The 15,727-nt window shown below is 64.7% G+C and carries 15 protein-coding genes; 12 read left to right on the top strand and 3 right to left on the bottom strand.

Annotated elements, in window-relative coordinates:
• Position 1: 1 nt before the first annotated feature.
• Complete coding sequence (locus ACFVJ3_RS25280; protein WP_378454661.1) at positions 2–439, bottom strand: cupin domain-containing protein; 438 nt, start codon at positions 437–439, stop codon at positions 2–4.
• A gap of 234 nt (positions 440–673) precedes the next feature.
• On the opposite strand from ACFVJ3_RS25280, the gene ACFVJ3_RS25275 reads away from it, so the two are divergent.
• From ACFVJ3_RS25275 to ACFVJ3_RS25260, 4 genes are all read left to right on the top strand, one after another.
• The gene (locus ACFVJ3_RS25275; protein WP_378454660.1) at positions 674–1,414 is read left to right on the top strand and encodes a biotin/lipoate A/B protein ligase family protein; all 741 of its coding nucleotides are present in this window, start codon (positions 674–676) and stop codon (positions 1,412–1,414) included.
• Positions 1,415–1,641: 227 nt separating this feature from the next.
• The gene (locus ACFVJ3_RS25270) at positions 1,642–2,631 is read left to right on the top strand and encodes an NAD(P)H-dependent flavin oxidoreductase (protein ID WP_378454659.1); all 990 of its coding nucleotides are present in this window, start codon (positions 1,642–1,644) and stop codon (positions 2,629–2,631) included.
• 57 nt (positions 2,632–2,688) lie between these two features.
• Complete coding sequence (locus ACFVJ3_RS25265; RefSeq protein WP_378454658.1) at positions 2,689–4,065, top strand: MFS transporter; 1,377 nt, start codon at positions 2,689–2,691, stop codon at positions 4,063–4,065.
• Positions 4,062–4,754 carry a pyridoxamine 5'-phosphate oxidase family protein gene (locus tag ACFVJ3_RS25260; protein ID WP_378454657.1) on the top strand — a complete coding sequence of 231 codons (693 nt, stop codon included), beginning with the start codon at positions 4,062–4,064 and terminating at the stop codon, positions 4,752–4,754. Before ACFVJ3_RS25265 ends, ACFVJ3_RS25260 begins: the two co-directional genes overlap by 4 nt.
• Here ACFVJ3_RS25260 and ACFVJ3_RS25255 read toward each other — a convergent pair.
• Positions 4,742–5,611 (bottom strand): LysR family transcriptional regulator, encoded by an 870-nt coding sequence (locus tag ACFVJ3_RS25255; protein ID WP_378454656.1) that lies wholly within the window; start codon positions 5,609–5,611, stop codon positions 4,742–4,744. The genes ACFVJ3_RS25260 and ACFVJ3_RS25255 overlap by 13 nt on opposite strands.
• 129 nt (positions 5,612–5,740) lie before the next feature.
• Here ACFVJ3_RS25255 and ACFVJ3_RS25250 point away from each other — a divergent pair, with 129 nt between their 5' ends.
• From ACFVJ3_RS25250 to ACFVJ3_RS25240, 3 genes are read left to right on the top strand one after another with little or no spacing between them, the layout of a single operon-like run.
• Positions 5,741–6,769, top strand: a complete 1,029-nt coding sequence (locus ACFVJ3_RS25250) for an NAD(P)H-dependent flavin oxidoreductase (protein WP_378454655.1) — start codon at positions 5,741–5,743, stop codon at positions 6,767–6,769.
• Between the two features lie 5 nt (positions 6,770–6,774).
• A complete protein-coding gene (locus tag ACFVJ3_RS25245) occupies positions 6,775–7,674 on the top strand; it encodes a LysR substrate-binding domain-containing protein (RefSeq protein ID WP_378454654.1) in 900 nt (299 codons plus the stop codon).
• A 45-nt stretch (positions 7,675–7,719) separates the two neighbouring features.
• Complete coding sequence (locus ACFVJ3_RS25240) at positions 7,720–8,904, top strand: YbfB/YjiJ family MFS transporter (RefSeq protein WP_378454653.1); 1,185 nt, start codon at positions 7,720–7,722, stop codon at positions 8,902–8,904.
• A gap of 333 nt (positions 8,905–9,237) precedes the next feature.
• Here the strand turns inward: ACFVJ3_RS25240 and ACFVJ3_RS25235 are convergent, their stop codons facing one another.
• Positions 9,238–10,890: a PucR family transcriptional regulator gene (locus ACFVJ3_RS25235; protein ID WP_378454652.1), complete on the bottom strand. Its 1,653-nt coding sequence runs from the start codon at positions 10,888–10,890 to the stop codon at positions 9,238–9,240.
• 231 nt (positions 10,891–11,121) lie between these two features.
• Between ACFVJ3_RS25235 and ACFVJ3_RS25230 the strand changes: the two genes are divergently transcribed.
• Genes ACFVJ3_RS25230 through ACFVJ3_RS25210 form a run of 5 tightly spaced genes read left to right on the top strand, consistent with a single transcriptional unit; the run spans position 11,122 to position 15,385 of the window.
• A complete protein-coding gene (locus tag ACFVJ3_RS25230; RefSeq protein WP_378454651.1) occupies positions 11,122–12,315 on the top strand; it encodes an alpha-hydroxy acid oxidase in 1,194 nt (397 codons plus the stop codon).
• On the top strand, positions 12,312–13,235 hold the full coding sequence (locus ACFVJ3_RS25225) for a transporter substrate-binding domain-containing protein (protein ID WP_378454650.1): 924 nt from the start codon (positions 12,312–12,314) through the stop codon (positions 13,233–13,235). The genes ACFVJ3_RS25230 and ACFVJ3_RS25225 overlap by 4 nt, the downstream gene beginning before the upstream one ends.
• Before the next feature lie 11 nt (positions 13,236–13,246).
• On the top strand, positions 13,247–14,182 hold the full coding sequence (locus ACFVJ3_RS25220) for an amino acid ABC transporter permease (protein ID WP_378454649.1): 936 nt from the start codon (positions 13,247–13,249) through the stop codon (positions 14,180–14,182).
• Positions 14,179–14,943, top strand: coding sequence for an amino acid ABC transporter ATP-binding protein (locus ACFVJ3_RS25215; RefSeq protein WP_378454648.1), 765 nt, complete (start codon positions 14,179–14,181; stop codon positions 14,941–14,943). The genes ACFVJ3_RS25220 and ACFVJ3_RS25215 overlap by 4 nt, the downstream gene beginning before the upstream one ends.
• Positions 14,944–15,001: 58 nt before the next feature.
• Positions 15,002–15,385, top strand: coding sequence for a RidA family protein (locus ACFVJ3_RS25210; protein ID WP_378454647.1), 384 nt, complete (start codon positions 15,002–15,004; stop codon positions 15,383–15,385).
• Positions 15,386–15,727: the final 342 nt, after the last annotated feature.

The following is a 15,727-nucleotide window of genomic DNA, read 5'->3' as shown; positions in this document are numbered from 1 at the left end:
GTCAGCAGGCCGGCGCCGCCGCGTCCTCGGACAGGGGCTTGCCCTCCGGTTCGGTATAGAACGCGAGCAGCACCAGTGGTTCGGTGCCCAGATTCGAGCCCTCGTGGACGTGATCGCTTCCGTGGTCCTCGGTGATCGCCTGACCGGCTGTCGTCACCGCTTTCGTGCAGTCCTGCAGAGTGCGGGACAGCACACCGGACTCGACGAACGCATACACCGGACCGTCGTGGTAATGCCATCCCGTCGTGCCGCCGGGGGCGATCTCGATGCGCCGCAGCGTGAGATCCGTGCCCGCCGAGCTACCGGCGACCGCCGGAACCGTCGTCTCGAACAGAACCTGCGCGGTGACACCCGAAGACGGCGTGGCCTGGGCGGGTGAAGCGGACAGTACCGCAGCTACGGCACCGGACAAGACGACCACACTCGATCTGAGGAGCATCGTGACGACCTCTCGGCGCGCTGGTCCTGCGCACTGTGCGCAGGCATCCAGGGGGAGTGCATTTCGGCGTGTCCAGGGTAGGGCTCCGGAGGGAGCGGCCGCGGGGATATCCGCGAAACCCGATCTCGTGTGGACTACCTCGGCCTCGGCGACACTGTAATGGTGTGCCCGAGGTGCGAGCGGTGACGTCGCAGTGTGGCCGTGTGGTTGCCGGAGCGGAGTGACGGGAAGAATATGACGATCGAGCAGTTGCTGACCACGCACTTCCCGGACGATCCCGTGTTGGACGCGGCGCTCGCCACGGCACTTCTGCGTCGCACCGCGCGAGAGCCGGATGCCCCTGCGCTGGTCCGCATCTACAGTCCCGCGCGGACGCTGTCGTTCGGGCGGCTGGACGCTGTTCGACCGCAGTTCCCGGCCGCCGCCGCGGCGGCGCGGCGACACGGGTTCACTCCCGTCGTCCGAGGAGCCGGCGGTCGGGCGGCGGCCTACCACGAGCAGACCCTCGTCGTGGAGATGTTCTCCCGGGACACCGAGGGCATGGTCGGGGCCCGCCCCCGCTTCCAGCGCATCACCCCGAGGCTCGTCAACGTGCTGAGGAAGCTCGGGATCGACGCTCGCATCGGACCGGTGCCCGGTGAGTATTGCCCCGGTGATTGGACGGTGAACGGCGCAGGCCGCGTCAAGCTCGCAGGAACCGCGCAGCGAATAGTCTCCGGGGCGTGGCTCTTCGGCTTCGAACTGGTGGTTTCCGATTCTGCCCCGGTGCGGGCGGTGCTCACCGATGTGAATGCCGCCCTCGAGCTGGAGTTCGACCCCGGCACGGCTGCGTCCCTGACTGACATGAACCCGAACGTCACCCTCGAACAGGTCCGGGCCGCCGTCCTCGCCGAACTCGGCCCAGTCCACGAACGGACCGCGGACCCCGACGTGCTCGAGGAAGCCGCGAACCTACGCGACGCACATGTGGCGTGAGGCGTCACCGCCGGGCGTAATCCCATTGGGCTAGTGCACTGCAGGACAGTGGATTTCACAAGTTCGGCTCGTCGCGCGAGCGTTCTGTTCTGGAGAACGCAGGTATCGATACAAACTGTTGGACCCCTGTTCGGCCGGGTTCTAGCGTTGTCGCAAAGCCATCCGGTGTGACGTGCAGCACGTGGCACACACGTGCGACACGTCGGAAATTTGTGGAGGAGCCCAGCATGCGCTTGCAGAACCGATTGACCGAGAAATTCGGAATCGAACACCCCATCGTCCTTGCACCGATGGATTACGTCTCCGATTGGAGATTGGCTTCTGCCGTGGCCGAGGCAGGCGGACTGGGATTGATCGGCGGAGGATACGGCGACGAGTCCTGGCTCCGCGATCAGTTCGACCGCGTGACGACCGACGCGGTCGGCTGTGGCTTCATCACCTGGTCGATGGCACAGCAACCGCAACTCCTCGAGAAGACGATCGGCTACCGGCCGGCGGCCATCTTCCTCTCGTTCAGCGACCCGGCACCGCATGCGCCTGCGATTCGTGCCGCGGGAATCCCGCTGATCTGCCAGGTGCACAATCTCGAACAAGCGCGCCGCGCGGTGGAGGTAGGTGCGAGCGTCATCGCTGCTCAAGGAGGTGAGGCGGGTGGCCATGGAACAGGAACCCGATCGACGTTCACTCTGGTGCCGGAGATCGCCGACTTTCTCCGGCGGGAGGCGCCGGATGTGATGCTGCTGGCGGCCGGTGGAATCGGCGACGGCCGTGGCCTGGCGGCCGTGCTCGCGCTCGGAGCGGACGGTGCCCTCGTCGGGACCAGGTTCTGGGCGGCGGAGGAGGCGGCGATTCCCCGTGCGGCCCAGCACCGCGCCCTGCGGGCGAGTGGGGACGACACGATCAGGCAAAGCGCCTTCGACATCGTGCGTGAGAAGCCCTGGCCGACTCGATACACGGGCCGAGTCCTGCACAACGACTTCATCCGCCGTTGGCACGGCGACGAGTCCGGCCTCCGGGGCGTGCTTCCGGAGAAGCAGGAGCAGTTCCGGGCAGCAGTGAAGGCCGAGGACTACGCCGTCGCGAATCTGATCGTCGGTGAGGTCGTCGGACAGATCGATCGTGTCGACACCGTCGCGTCGATCATCGATGACATGGTCGACACCGCCGCCGCCATTCTGGGCCGCACTTCCCACGACCTGGCAGCGATCGGCTCCTAGCGTCCATCGGTGCGACCTCGCCAACCCTCACCCGCGCGTCCCGGAGAAGGATTCCCCATGACCACCAGCCAGTCCGTTTCACCACCCGCTCTCGCGAGCGGTGTAGCGAAGAGCAGTCTTCGCAAGATCATCACCGCGTCGAGCGTCGGAACGTTGATCGAATGGTACGACTTCTACATCTACGGCAGTCTCGCAGTCGTGTTCTCCGGGATGTTCTTTCCCGAGGGAAACGGAACCGCAGCACTTCTCGTCACGATTGCCGCCTTCGGAACGGGCTTTGTCGTACGCCCGATCGGCGCCATGGTGTTCGGCAGAATGGGGGATCGGGTCGGACGGAAGAAGACGTTCATGACGACCTTGCTCATCATGGGCGGCGCCACCACGATGCTCGGACTGATGCCCACCTACGACCACATCGGGATTCTGGCGCCGATACTGCTGGTGACGTTGCGGCTGCTGCAGGGTCTCGCGATCGGCGGAGAGTACGGGGGTGCCGTCGTCTACATCGCGGAGAATTCACCGGCGAAGAAACGCGGAGCCCTCACCAGTGTTCTCCAGACCACCGCGACCGGTGGCCTCCTCCTGTCGATCGGCGTCATCGTGCTCTGCCGGGTCGGGTTGGGCGAGGACGCATTCGATTCGTGGGGCTGGCGGATTCCGTTCCTTCTGTCCGCGGTCCTGGTGCTGTTCTCGCTCAAGATCCGCATGAGGATGCACGAATCGCCGGTGTTCGAGGAGATGCGACGGAGCGGTCACCTCTCGCGTTCACCGATCAAGGATGCGGTGGCGCACAAGCCGGCCTTCGCGTTGCTGCTCGTCGTGCTCTTCGGAGTCACGGCCGGGCTGGGAGTCGCCTGGTACACCAGCCAGTTCTACACGCTCTACTTCCTGCAGACGATCTTGAAGATCGACTTCCTCACCGCGAATGTCTCCGTCGGAATCGCCCTGGTCATCGCGACACCGTTCTTCGTCCTCTTCGGCAAGATGTCCGATAAATATGGACGGACTCGGATCATCCTGTGCGGCTTGGTTCTTTCGGCGGTCGGCTACCTCCCGCTGTTCCTCTGGATCCGCGATGCCGCGGTCCACGGCCACCACATCCAGATGGTCGTGCCACTGACGATTCAGGTCATCTTCGTCACCATGGTCTACGGGCCCACAGCGGCATTCCTGTCCGAGCTGTTCCCGCCACAGATCCGCTACACGGGACTGTCGCTGGCGTACCACATCGGAACCGGCGTATTCGGTGGTTTCACTCCTCTGGTGGCGCTGTCGCTCAACTCCGCCACCGGGAACGTCTTCGCCGGGCTGATCTATCCCATCGCGGTAACCACGGTCACAGCAGTGGTGTTCGTGCTGACGTTGCGGCGGGGAGTCGACAGCCCGGTAGTCCGGCGGGCGTGGAAGCAAATCGATTCCGAGTACTCGTCATGAGACACCCGACCCGGTACGGCGCGATCGCGTTCACTGCTCCAGTGGCCGAGCGGCAGAAGGCGACGGGGAGCATCAACTGGTATGGGCGCACGCGGGCGCAGGAGGACGACCCAGGCCTGCCCGACGAACTGGACACCCCCGTCACTGCACTGATCCGAGCCACCGATTCGTTCTTCATCGCGACCGTGACGCCCTCCGGATGGCCCTATATCCAACACCGTGGCGGCCCGCCCGGCTTCGTGCACGTGCCGAACCCGACGACGATTGCGCTGGCGGACTACTCGGGAAATCAGCAGTTCGTCACGGTCGGCAACCTCGACGAGAACGACCGAGTGGCCCTCTTCTTCATCGACTACCCGACCCGCACCAGAGTCAAGGTCTACGGACGAGCCGAGGTCGTCGAGCGCGCCGACGATCCGGATCTCATCGCACGTCTCCTCACCGCACCGGAGGGGGTCGGAAAGCCCGGATGCGATCGCGCGTTCGTCATCCACGTCGAGGCCCTCGACCGGAACTGCACGAAGAACATTCCCCCGAAGTACGGCGAGGCACGGATGCGGGAGTCGCTCACGTTGGCCCGCAAGGGTCTACAAGAAGAAATCGAACTCCTGCGATCCCGCACTGCAGAACTGGAGCGCGAAATCGCCCGGCTTCGCCTGCGCACCGAGGATGACAATCAGCCGTGGTGACCGACGTCGGCGCCGCCGGGTGGCGGAGAGTGCCGGATCGCGGCGTCCCGCAGCACCCGCAGCAGCGGCGTCACCCGGTTGCGGCGGTACACGAACCTCACGACAGCGGGCGGCGCACCGACCAGCGGGATGAACTGGACGTTCCGATGGGTTACCCGCCTGCGGGCAACTTCGGGAACCGTGCCGACACCCCGATCGGCGGCGATCAACTCGAGCCAGTCGTCGAAGTTCGAGCACGTCACCACCGGACCGTCGTGGTTCGGCCACAGATCTTCGGATGTGGTGCCGCTGAGGGTATTGATCACCAGGGGAAGTGTTCCGAACTCGGCCCAGTCGATCGATTCTCGGGTCGCCAGAGGCGACGCGGTCGAGACCGCCGCAATCCGCTGCTCCTCGAACAGCGGGTGCTGCACGAACTCGTCGCCGGGAACATCCCGGCGGACGACGGCGGCGTCCACGGTGGCGTTGTTCAGTGCGGCGACGGGGTCGTCGTAGCGACGCGGGACGACGGTGGCGCGGGAGTTCTTCTCGACGTCGTCGATCACCTGCTGCGCCCACGGATCAGGCAGGAGCCAACTGAAGCCGAGAACGAGGGATCGGTTGGTGTACAGCGCAACTGCGGAATCGAGATCGCCGAGAATGACGCGCACCTTCTCGACGAATCCGGCGCCGTCCTCGGTGAGGGCGAGTGCACGCGAGGTCCGGTCGAACAATCGAACGCCGAGCGAGGTCTCGAGCTGCTGCACCGTTCGCGTGAGCGCGGGCTGGGTGATGTGGAGCGCGTTTGCCGCGGCGGTGAACGAGCCTGCCTCGGCGATCGCAACGGCCGCCCGCAGATGCCGCAGTTCGATGGACATAACTCCCAAGCATAGATCCAGCCGAATAGGCATTTCCGCTCCGCAGTGCAGCGGTGCAGGATCAGGAAGGAAAGCGTGAGGCGGACGGGAATCTGGTCCGCCACGCATGCATCGAACGAAAGGATCCAGGTGTTCGACTTCGAGGACGGCCTCCGAATTCCCATCGTCGGGGCGCCGATGGCAGGAGGGCCGAGCACGCCCGAGCTCGTCGCCGCGGTCTCGTCCGCGGGTGGCCTCGGCTTCCTTGCGGCCGGGTACAAGACCGTCGACGCGGTTCGGCGTGAGGTCGAGGCGGTCCGCGCGCTGACGAGCGCGCCGTTCGGACTCAATATTTTCGTCCCCGGCCGCCCCCTGGCCGACCGTGCAGCGGTGGAGGCCTACCGGGAGCGGTTGCTGCCGCTCGCCGAACGCCGGCAGGTGTCGCTGCCGGAGGTCGTCGACTTCGACGACGACGCGTTCGACGCCAAGGTCGACCTCGCGGTCGAGCTTGCCGTTCCCGTGGTGTCGTTCACCTTCGGCCTGCCGCCCCGGGAGATGGTCGATCGGTTGCACGACGCCGGCAGCGTCGTGGTGGCCACGGTCTCGGATGTCGGCGAGGCGCTCTCGGCCGCTCGGGTGGGCGTCGACGCGATATGTCTACAAGGAGTCGACGCGGGCGGGCACCGAGCGACGCTCGACCCCGACGCCGAGCCGGACCCACGTTCGACGAGGGATTTGGTCGAGGCGGCCCGCTCGGCAGTCGACCTTCCCATCATTGCGGCGGGAGGGATAGCGACCGGAGCAGACGTCGTGGCGACACTCGCGGCCGGTGCTATAGCCGTCCAGATCGGTACCGCTCTCCTCGACGCCGACGAGGCAGGGACCAAACCCGCGCACCGGGCCGCGTTGCACGACGCCCGCTTCACCGACACCGTCGTAACTCGCGCGTTCTCCGGTCGTCCCGCGCGTGGCCTGGTCAACGACTTCATCACCGACTTCGATGCTGACGCGGTGGCGGCATATCCGCAGGTACACCTGCTGACCAGTGGGCTGCGAGCCGCAGCCGGCGCCGCCGGCGACCCGCACGGGCTCGCCCTCTGGGCCGGCATCGGCTATCGCAGTGCTCGCTCGGCCCCCGCAGGGGAGATCGTTCGGGACCTGTGGAGTGAAACACGATAATTGTCATGGACATCGGCGATCTGAACTTCTTCCTGGCCGTGGCCCGCGCCGGCGGAATTTCCCGGGCATCGAAGGAACTTCTGACGGTTCAGTCGAACATCAGCTCACGGATCCGCGCGCTCGAAGACGAACTCGGAGTCGAACTGTTCCGCCGCCATGCCCGTGGGGTGACCCTGACGAACTCCGGCGAACGTCTGCTGCCCTATGCCGAACAGATCACTCAGCTCGTACGGGAAGTGACGCAGGTCGTCAGCGACGATCGAGATCCGGGTGGACGACTGGCGATCGGCTCGATGGAGACCACCGCGGGATTGCGGCTCCCCGGGGTGCTGGCTGCCTTCAGCGAAGAGTGCCCACGAGTCGACTTCACCTTGGCGACCGACACCACCGACGCGCTGACCACCCAGGTGATCGAGCATCGACTCGACGGTGCCTTCGTCTGCGGCCCGGTGCGGCATCCGGACCTGATCTCCGAGCAGGTCTTCATCGAGCAACTTGTATTGGTGAGCGGCGTTCGCGTGGCAGATCTGGACTCATTACTGGCCGACGGCCGGCGGCACAAGGTTCTCGTCCTCCGGGCCGGCTGCGCCTATCGGGCCCGCCTCGAGAGGCTCTTCGAGCAGTACGGAGTGCCGAGCCCGGACGTCCTCGAGTTCGGAACTCTCGAGGGCATCCTCGGGTGTGCGGCCGCGGGGATGGGCGTGACCCTGCTGCCGCTGGGCGTGGTGACCACTTCGCCGTTGGCGGCGGCCTTGAAGGTGCACCACCTGGCGCCGACCGACTCGCGCGCGGAAACCCTGTTCATCCGCCGCAAGGACGCCACCATGACCCCTGCCATGTCGCGCTTCCTGTTCCACACCCACGAGTCCAGCCGCCCGGCCTCCCTGAAATCTGTGGCTCGCTAGAGCGGTCTGCGCGCCTGCCGACCGAATGTTTCCGAAAGAGAACGCATGAACGCAGTGGACAGCGCCGAAGACCTGGTCGCGTTCCGCACGCCGACTTCGCCGTGGGTCACGGTCGGCCAGGTCGGGGCCGCATTGGCGGCGAGTATGGGCATCGGACGGTTCGTCTACACACCCGTACTTCCGCTGATGGAGGCCCAGGCAGGATTGACACCGTCGGCGGGCGCCGCTCTGGCGACGGCAAACTATCTCGGATACCTCATCGGGGCGCTCGCCGGAATCGTCCTACCCGGATTGGTGCGCTCGACGGCAGCCATGCGTGTCTCGCTGCTGATCCTGACCGCCACGCTGGCGCTCATGCCGGTGACATCGAACGAAACTGTCTGGGCCGTAATGCGATGTGTTGCGGGTGTTACCAGTGCGTTGGTCTTCGTCATCGCTGTCAGCGCCATGCACTCCACTCTGAGTGGGCACGCGGCACACCTGTCGGGTTGGGCGTTCGGCGGAATCGGAGCAGGTATTGCCCTGTCCGGGCTCGTCGTCCTCATCTTGCGGTCGATGGGCACGTGGGGCTCCGTGTGGTGGGCGGCTGCATTGCTGACCCTGATCTGCACCCTCGCCGCGTGGACTCTCACACCGGAACGCGCTCCGACGGCGCCGGCGGCCCAGCGCAGAAGGTCACACAAAAGGGGGTACAGCTGGTTCAGTGTGCTCTTCATCAGCTATTCCCTCGAAGGCGTCGGATACATCATCGCCGGCACCTTTCTCGTCGCAGCGATCGACCACACCGCAGGCAGCGTCGCCGGCAGTGGCGCCTGGGTGCTCGTCGGGCTGGCGGCGCTACCGTCCGGTCCACTCTGGGCGTTGCTCAGCCGGCGATGGTCCCGCCCGATCCTGCTGGTGATCGCCCTCGTCGTTCAGGCTGCCGGCATCGCGCTGCCCGCGGTGGCAGACGCTATCTGGCCGGCCCTGATCTCCGCCTTCCTGTTCGGGGGAACATTCCTCGGGATCAGTCAGATGTCGCTGACGATCGGCGCTCACCTCCAGTTCCCACGCGCGGTCGCGATCTTGACGACCGGATACAGTCTCGGTCAGATCGCGGGCCCGCTCGTCGTCACGCTGTCCGATGGTTACCACCTGGCATTGCTCGTCGCTTCGAGCATCGTTCTCGCGGCAGCACTCGCCGCCGCGGTACTGGCCGTCCGGTTTCGTCAGCGGCCTACGGTCGAATGAGCCGTGGTGATCGAGAAGCAGGTATGCGCACGCGTACTTCGGCCGATGCGGTCACGATGAGTAGCGGCGATGCTGGCTTTCACGTCGCCGGCGTAGCGGCACGGGCAAGAGCACACGGAGATCGTCATGGTGAGTCAACGCAGAGGCCGAAGATTTCAACCACTTCACGCGATTCGCGCGAGCGTAGGCGGCGCGGCATGTCTCGCCGGCCTCGTCATCGGCGCCATGGCGCTGACGATTCTCGCGTTCCCTGCGCCCGGCGTGCAGGCCGCAACGATCACGTCCCAGAGTCTGTACAGCGCGGGGGGGTGGACCCACCCTGGATGCGTCCACTCACATGAGGTCTGTCGAAACGAGTCGGAGCCACAGCCATAGGCGCGTGGTCGGATTGTCGAAGTCGATATGGAACTCATCGGTGAGGCGGGTGATCCGGTACCGAATGGTATTGCCGTGGACATGCATTCGGTCCGCCGCTTTGGACACGTTCGCGTTCGAATCGAAGTACGCACGCAGCGTGATCAAAAAGTCGGTGTGATGGGTGGCGTCGTACGCCCGGATCGCATCGATGACGTCGAACTTGTCGAGACGCTTCTCGGCTATGTACTTACCGATCTCCAGCAGGTTGAGCTCGGTCCAATAGTCTTCGAACACGGCCGCTGCCGGGGGTTGTGGAGTCGGATTCTCTCTCGTGACCGACTGTTGGTGCATCAGGTATTGCAATGTGCGCATCGCCTCGGTCCGGGATCGGGGTAGCTCGCTGATCTGCTCGGCGATGCCGCCGACTGCGGCGACCACGGGATGCGCGCTGATCGTCGTCGCGTAGGAGCCGATGTCACGAATGACACGACGGTGGGCTGCACGGGGAGACTCGCCCGCGCAGGGCAACAGCGCATACACGACCGAGTCGATCAGGGCGCTGTACGCACTGCGGAACTGGACGTTGCACGTGACGGTCACGAGTTGAAGTAGTCGATGTTGCTCACGCATGGCGTCGAGGCTGCCGGCGTTCGGGTGGGCGAGGGCAAACGCCGCAATGGCGAATCCATCGGTGAACTCGAGTCCGAGTTGCGCGGCAGCGAACGAGGCTTGTGCCGGATCATCCATCAACGTCCGCATGAGGTCGGCGTTGCGGCGCTCGGTGAAGTCGGATGCGGACCGGGCGTGAAGCATGTGGAGGCCGGCCAGTGGCGCCAGCCTGTCGAGTGCGTCGAGAGCCGGTTGGCGGCGTTCACCTCCGGGATCGATGATCCAGATCGATCCGAGCAGTTCCCCGCCCGCCCGGACCGCAAGTGCCAGCCGGTGCGCGATCCCGCTGGGCGACTGCACGAACAGTGCGGCGGTAGAGGAGTGGACGACCTTGAAATCGGCGTCGAGGGCTGGGGGTGTCCGCTCCTGAAGGGTCAGAGTCGTCTCTCGCCGTAGGTCGTCGATCGGCTGGCCCGGCACTGTGGAGTATCCGAGGATGCGGCCCGAGGGGTCGACGATGCTGGCGGCTCCATTGGCTATCGAGGCCACGGCATTGGCGAAGGCGAACAGATCGCCCAAACGCACGCCCGATACCGAATCGACCGCAGCACCCGCGACCGCTGTTCGGGCCATCGCAATCAGCCGTGTCCAGTCCGCGCCGTCTCCGACGACGAGCACGGGAACGTCGTGACGACTGGACGCGGCCCGCAGATCCTCGATCGGCGTTCCTCGTGCTTTGACGATCACGGCGGCGGCCTCGCCGTCGGCGGCGTGAACGAGTACTCGCTCGAATCCGGCCGACCCGCAGGACACCCCCATCGCAAGGACGACTGTGTTCCGGACGTTCGCATGGTCGTCGAGTGCGTCGTAGAGCTGCACGTCGGCGACGGGGCGGCGGAGGTTCTCTGCCGTCGGATTCGCGTGCAGTAGATCTTCTTGCACGAGATCGGTCCAGGCCGACAGCGCGATAAGCACAGGCGTCGTGTCGCCGCGACGCGACAATTCCACCGATGGATTCATTTGGAAGATCTTACAACAGACATTTCTGAGCTTGGAAACTTCTCCATATCAACCAAGTGAGGTGTGGATCACTATTGGTTCACCCCACGCACCGGGTGGTGTTCAGAACCATTTCGAGGAGTCCCGATGAAGCTCAGAGATATCAGGTCGTTAGTGAACGTCGAGGGCCCCGCTCGGTCCGTGTCACAACGGCTTGCACGGCGATGCCACAGCATCGAAGACGTACGAAAGATGGCCGCCGCACGTCTCCCGCTGAGCATCTTCGACTACATCGAGGGCGGCGGGGAAGACGAAGCGTCAGTCCGCCGCAATCGTTCCTCGTTCGACGACTGGTCCTTCGTGCCACGGTGGGGCGCCGTGGAGAACCTCGACTTGGCGTCGACTCTCCTGGGCAAGCCGGTCGCGATGCCGTTGATGCTCTCTCCCACCGGGGGAACACGACTCTTTCACCCGGAGGGCGAACTCGGTGCGGCGCGTGCTGCTCTCGCCGCGGATGTCCCGTACGGTCTGGCGCACCTGAGTACCACTCCGATGGAACTGGTCAGCGCGCAGACCCCGGGCCTTCGTCGCTGGTTCAACATCGAACCGATGGCGGACAAGGGCACGCTCCAGGCGATGCTCGACCGGACAGCGAACGCGGGATACGAGGCCGTGCTGGTCAACGTCGATTGCCGAGCGATCGGTCATCGCGAACGCGACTACCGCAACGGCTTCACGGCACCCCCGTCCCTGAAACCGCGGACGGTCATCGAAGGGGCCCTACATCCCGTGTGGGCGTGGGGGTTTCTGCGCAACGACGCGATCGCCTTCCCCAATCTCGATGGGACCATCGCGGAAGGGCCGATGGCGAGCACACCGGATATGTGGCGAACCCTGCTGTCGGGCTCCTACGAGCCCACCGACTGGGACACCCTCTGCGACCTACGCTCGCGATGGAGCGGTCCGATCGTCCTCAAGGGGTGCGTCAGCGCCGACGACGCGGCGATCGCCGCTGACATCGGGATCGACGCCATCCAGGTCAGCAACCACGGCGGCCGGCAACTCGATCACATGGCCTCCCCGCTGGACGTCCTGCCGGAGATCGTCGAACGGGTGAACGGACGGGTCGAGATCATCGTCGACGGTGGCATCCGCCGCGGCTCCGACGCGATCAAGGCCCTGGCGCTGGGGGCGAATGCGTGTGCGATCGGCCGCCCGTACCTCTACGGTCTCGCGGCGGCGGGCCAGGAGGGTGTCTCGCACGTGCTGCGGATCTTCGCGGAGGAGATGACCCGGACGATGATGCTGCTGGGGGTCTCGAGCATCAAGGAACTGCAGGACAACGGGCCGTCCCTCGTTCGGAACCGGCACGCCGCCTTCGCCCGCTCGACGAACGCGTCCACCGGACCGCAGACGGTCACGCCGAAGCAGAAGTCCTCGTCATGACCGGACACCGCGGACGCAACTCTCACCGACTCGTGTGTGCCGGCGCACTCGCCGCCCTCCTCTTCTCCTCGGTCGGTTGCGGTCGGCTCGAAGAATTTTCGGACCCGCCGGCCTCGGCTCCTGTCGAGGGTGACGAGACGCCGTCACTCGCGGTGAACGAATCGGCCGTCGCACTGCTGCCCGACTCGGTGGCAGCACGGCACACACTGCGGGTGGCGATCCCGACGAATGAACCGCCCACCCAGTTCTATTCGGAGGGCACCCGGTACATGACGGGAACGAACCCCGACATCGCGAGACTCATCGGAAAGGCTCTGAACCTGGACGTCGACATCAAAGTCGTCAATTTCGACTCCATCATTCCGGGGATCGCGGCCGGACGCTACGACACGACGGTGTCCTCGATGACGCCCACCACCAAGCGGATGGCGGCAATGGATTTCGTCGACTACATGCAGGTGGGAAACGCCATCGTTGTCGCGAAGGGAGGGGAGCCAGTCACGAAGGACACTCTCTGCGGCAAGAAGGTCGGCGTCCTGACGGGCTCGTATCAGCTCACCGTCAACATTCCGGCCTATGAGCAAGAGTGCGCGACCGACGGTAAGCCGCCGATCCAGATCGGCCAGTTCCAGGACACGCGGCAAGCGATTTCTGCGCTGACCAGTGGCCGGCAAGACGCCGTCCTGGCAGATTCCCCGATCCTCGCGTACGCCACGGCGAATAATCCCGCCCTCGAGTTGTCGGACACATTCGACTACACCCCCGTCGCCGTCGGCGTGACCAAGGAACCCGCACTCGTCGACGCCGTGTCCGCTGCACTCGACTCTGTCATCGCCAGCGATGCGTACAGGGAAGTGCTCGGAAAATACGGTTCGGAGTCCGCGATGATCACCCATGCTCGCGTCAACGCGGCTCAATAAGGAGACCTACGATGCACCAATTGGCCTCGCGAGACGCCTTCCCTCCTCCGTCCGCGCTATCGGCGTCCCCGGACACTTCCATCCCTGTTGTGCCACTCAAACATCCTGTGCGACAGACATTCGGGCTGGCACTGCTCATCGTCGCCGTGGCGGTGACCTGGAACGTCGCAACGAACGACCGGTTCCATTGGAATGTCGTGTCGTCCTATCTCTTTGCCCCGGAGATACTTCGAGGCGTAGTTCTGACGATCATCTTGACAATCGTCTCGATGACCGCTGGTATCTCGCTCGGAACGCTCCTTGCCGTCATGCGGCTGTCGGAGAACCCGATCGTCAGTTCGATCAGCCGGGGGTATATATGGTTCTTCCGGGGAACTCCGCTCCTCGTCCAATTGATCTTCTGGTACAACATCGCTGCCCTGTATCCCACCATCTCGATCGGAATCCCTTTCGGGGGACCCGAATTCATGGCCGGTTCCGTCAACGCGCTGATCACACCACTCGGGGCCGCTCTCCTCGGGCTGTCTCTGAACGAAGCGGCCTACATGGCAGAGATCATCCGCGGCGGCATCGGATCGGTGGACAACGGCCAGTACGACGCGGCTCAGGCGCTGGGAATGAACAAGGCTCAGCTGATGCGCCGGGTCATTCTTCCCCAGGCCATGCGCGTGGTGCTCCCCCCGACGGGGAACCAGGTGATCTCGATGCTGAAAGGGACAACCCTCGTCAGCGTTCTGGCGATCTCCGATCTGCTGTACTCCGCGCAGATCATCTATTCGTTGAACTACCAGACGATTCCGCTGCTCATCGTCGCGAGCCTGTGGTATCTCCTGATGACCACCATCCTGAGCTTATTCCAGGACAAGCTCGAGAAACATTACGCGCGCGGTTTCACCGCGTCGGTAGCCCCCACACGCCGTCGATTTGCACTGGGAAGGGCGAAATGAACACCGTCATGGTGAAAGCAGAGGGAGTACGGAAGCGATTCGGTGCTACCGAGATCCTCAAGGGCATCGACCTCAGCGTCGAGCGCGGCTCGGTGACATGCCTCATCGGACCGTCCGGTTCCGGGAAGACAACCTTCCTGCGCTGCATCAATCACCTCGAGAAAGTTGATGCGGGCCGCCTCTACGTGGATCGACAATTGATCGGCTACTCGGAACGTAACGGCCGGCTTCACGAGATGAAGCCGCGGCAGACGGCGCGGTCTCGACTGAATGCCGGCATGGTGTTTCAGCGCTTCAACCTGTTTCCGCATATGACGGTGCTCGAGAACATCGCCGAAGCCCCGATTCACGTTCTCGGCAGACCCCGTGACGAGGTGACTGCGGAGGCGCATGTGCTGCTCGATCGTGTCGGACTGGGGAACCGAGGTCAGGCATACCCGCGGGAGCTCTCCGGGGGACAGCAACAGCGGATCGCGATTGCCCGCGCACTGGCGATGAAGCCCAAGTTGCTGCTCTTCGACGAACCGACCTCAGCGCTCGACCCGGAACTCGTCGGTGAGGTACTGGACGTGATGAAGTCCCTTGCGGAAGCCGGAATGACCATGGTCGTGGTCACCCACGAGCTGGGGTTTGCCCGCGAGGTCAGCGATCAGATCGTCTTCATGGACCAGGGTGTCGTCGTCGAGGCAGGCCCGCCGTCCGAGGTTCTGGGGAACCCGCACCAGGAACGAACCCGCGCGTTCCTCTCGAAGGTGCTCTGAACACCTCACCCGCCCGCCCGATATCGAGAACAACGAACACGCGAGACCGAGGAAACACATGAACAGGCAACAAGTCAGCACTGAACACGCACCCCGCCCTGCAGGGCACTACTCCCAAGCGATCATTGCCGATGGGGTCCTCTACACAGCAGGCCAGACGCCCCACCACCCGAACACGTGGGAACTCGTCGGCACCACCATCGAGGAACAAACGGAACAGGCGATGCGCAACCTCGCAGCCGTACTCGAATCGTGCGGCTCGGACTTCTCACACGTGGTCAAAGCCACCGTCCACCTGCAGAATCCAGCGCGAGACTTCACGGGTTTCAACGAGACGTATCAGAAGTTCGTCTCGCATCCGTACCCGGCGCGGACCACCGTCGGATCGCATCTCGGTGACTTCCTGGTCGAAATCGACGTCGTCGCCCTGTGCCGCCGCTGACTGGATCGATTGCGCACTCCGACTGGCGGAGTCGCTCGATTCGAAATCAAGACCGATAGGGCCCCGCACGGCAGAGGTCATGTGGCATTCTCACGAGGTGCGACGGTGCAGAGGTGAGAGTGGTGAGGCCGGTGCGCCGGCCGCGACCACGCCAGGGGCAACCCCTGGCTCGACAGTGTTCATCGGAGACACCGTCCGACGCGCGACCGTATGCTCCGCGTGCTTCGGCGCGCCGCAGACGACAGATGGTTGCGTCCACGATGATGGTGTACGAGCCGGATCTCGTACCAATGACCGGCGTGTCGTAACCGGACGAGAGACGGTCACCGCGTGATTCTTCGA

Source organism: Rhodococcus sp. NPDC127593 (genome assembly GCF_042671975.1).
Classification (GTDB): domain Bacteria; phylum Actinomycetota; class Actinomycetes; order Mycobacteriales; family Mycobacteriaceae; genus Rhodococcus_F.
Note: the sequence above shows the minus strand (reverse complement) of the source record. Positions and strands in the feature narration are given on the sequence as shown.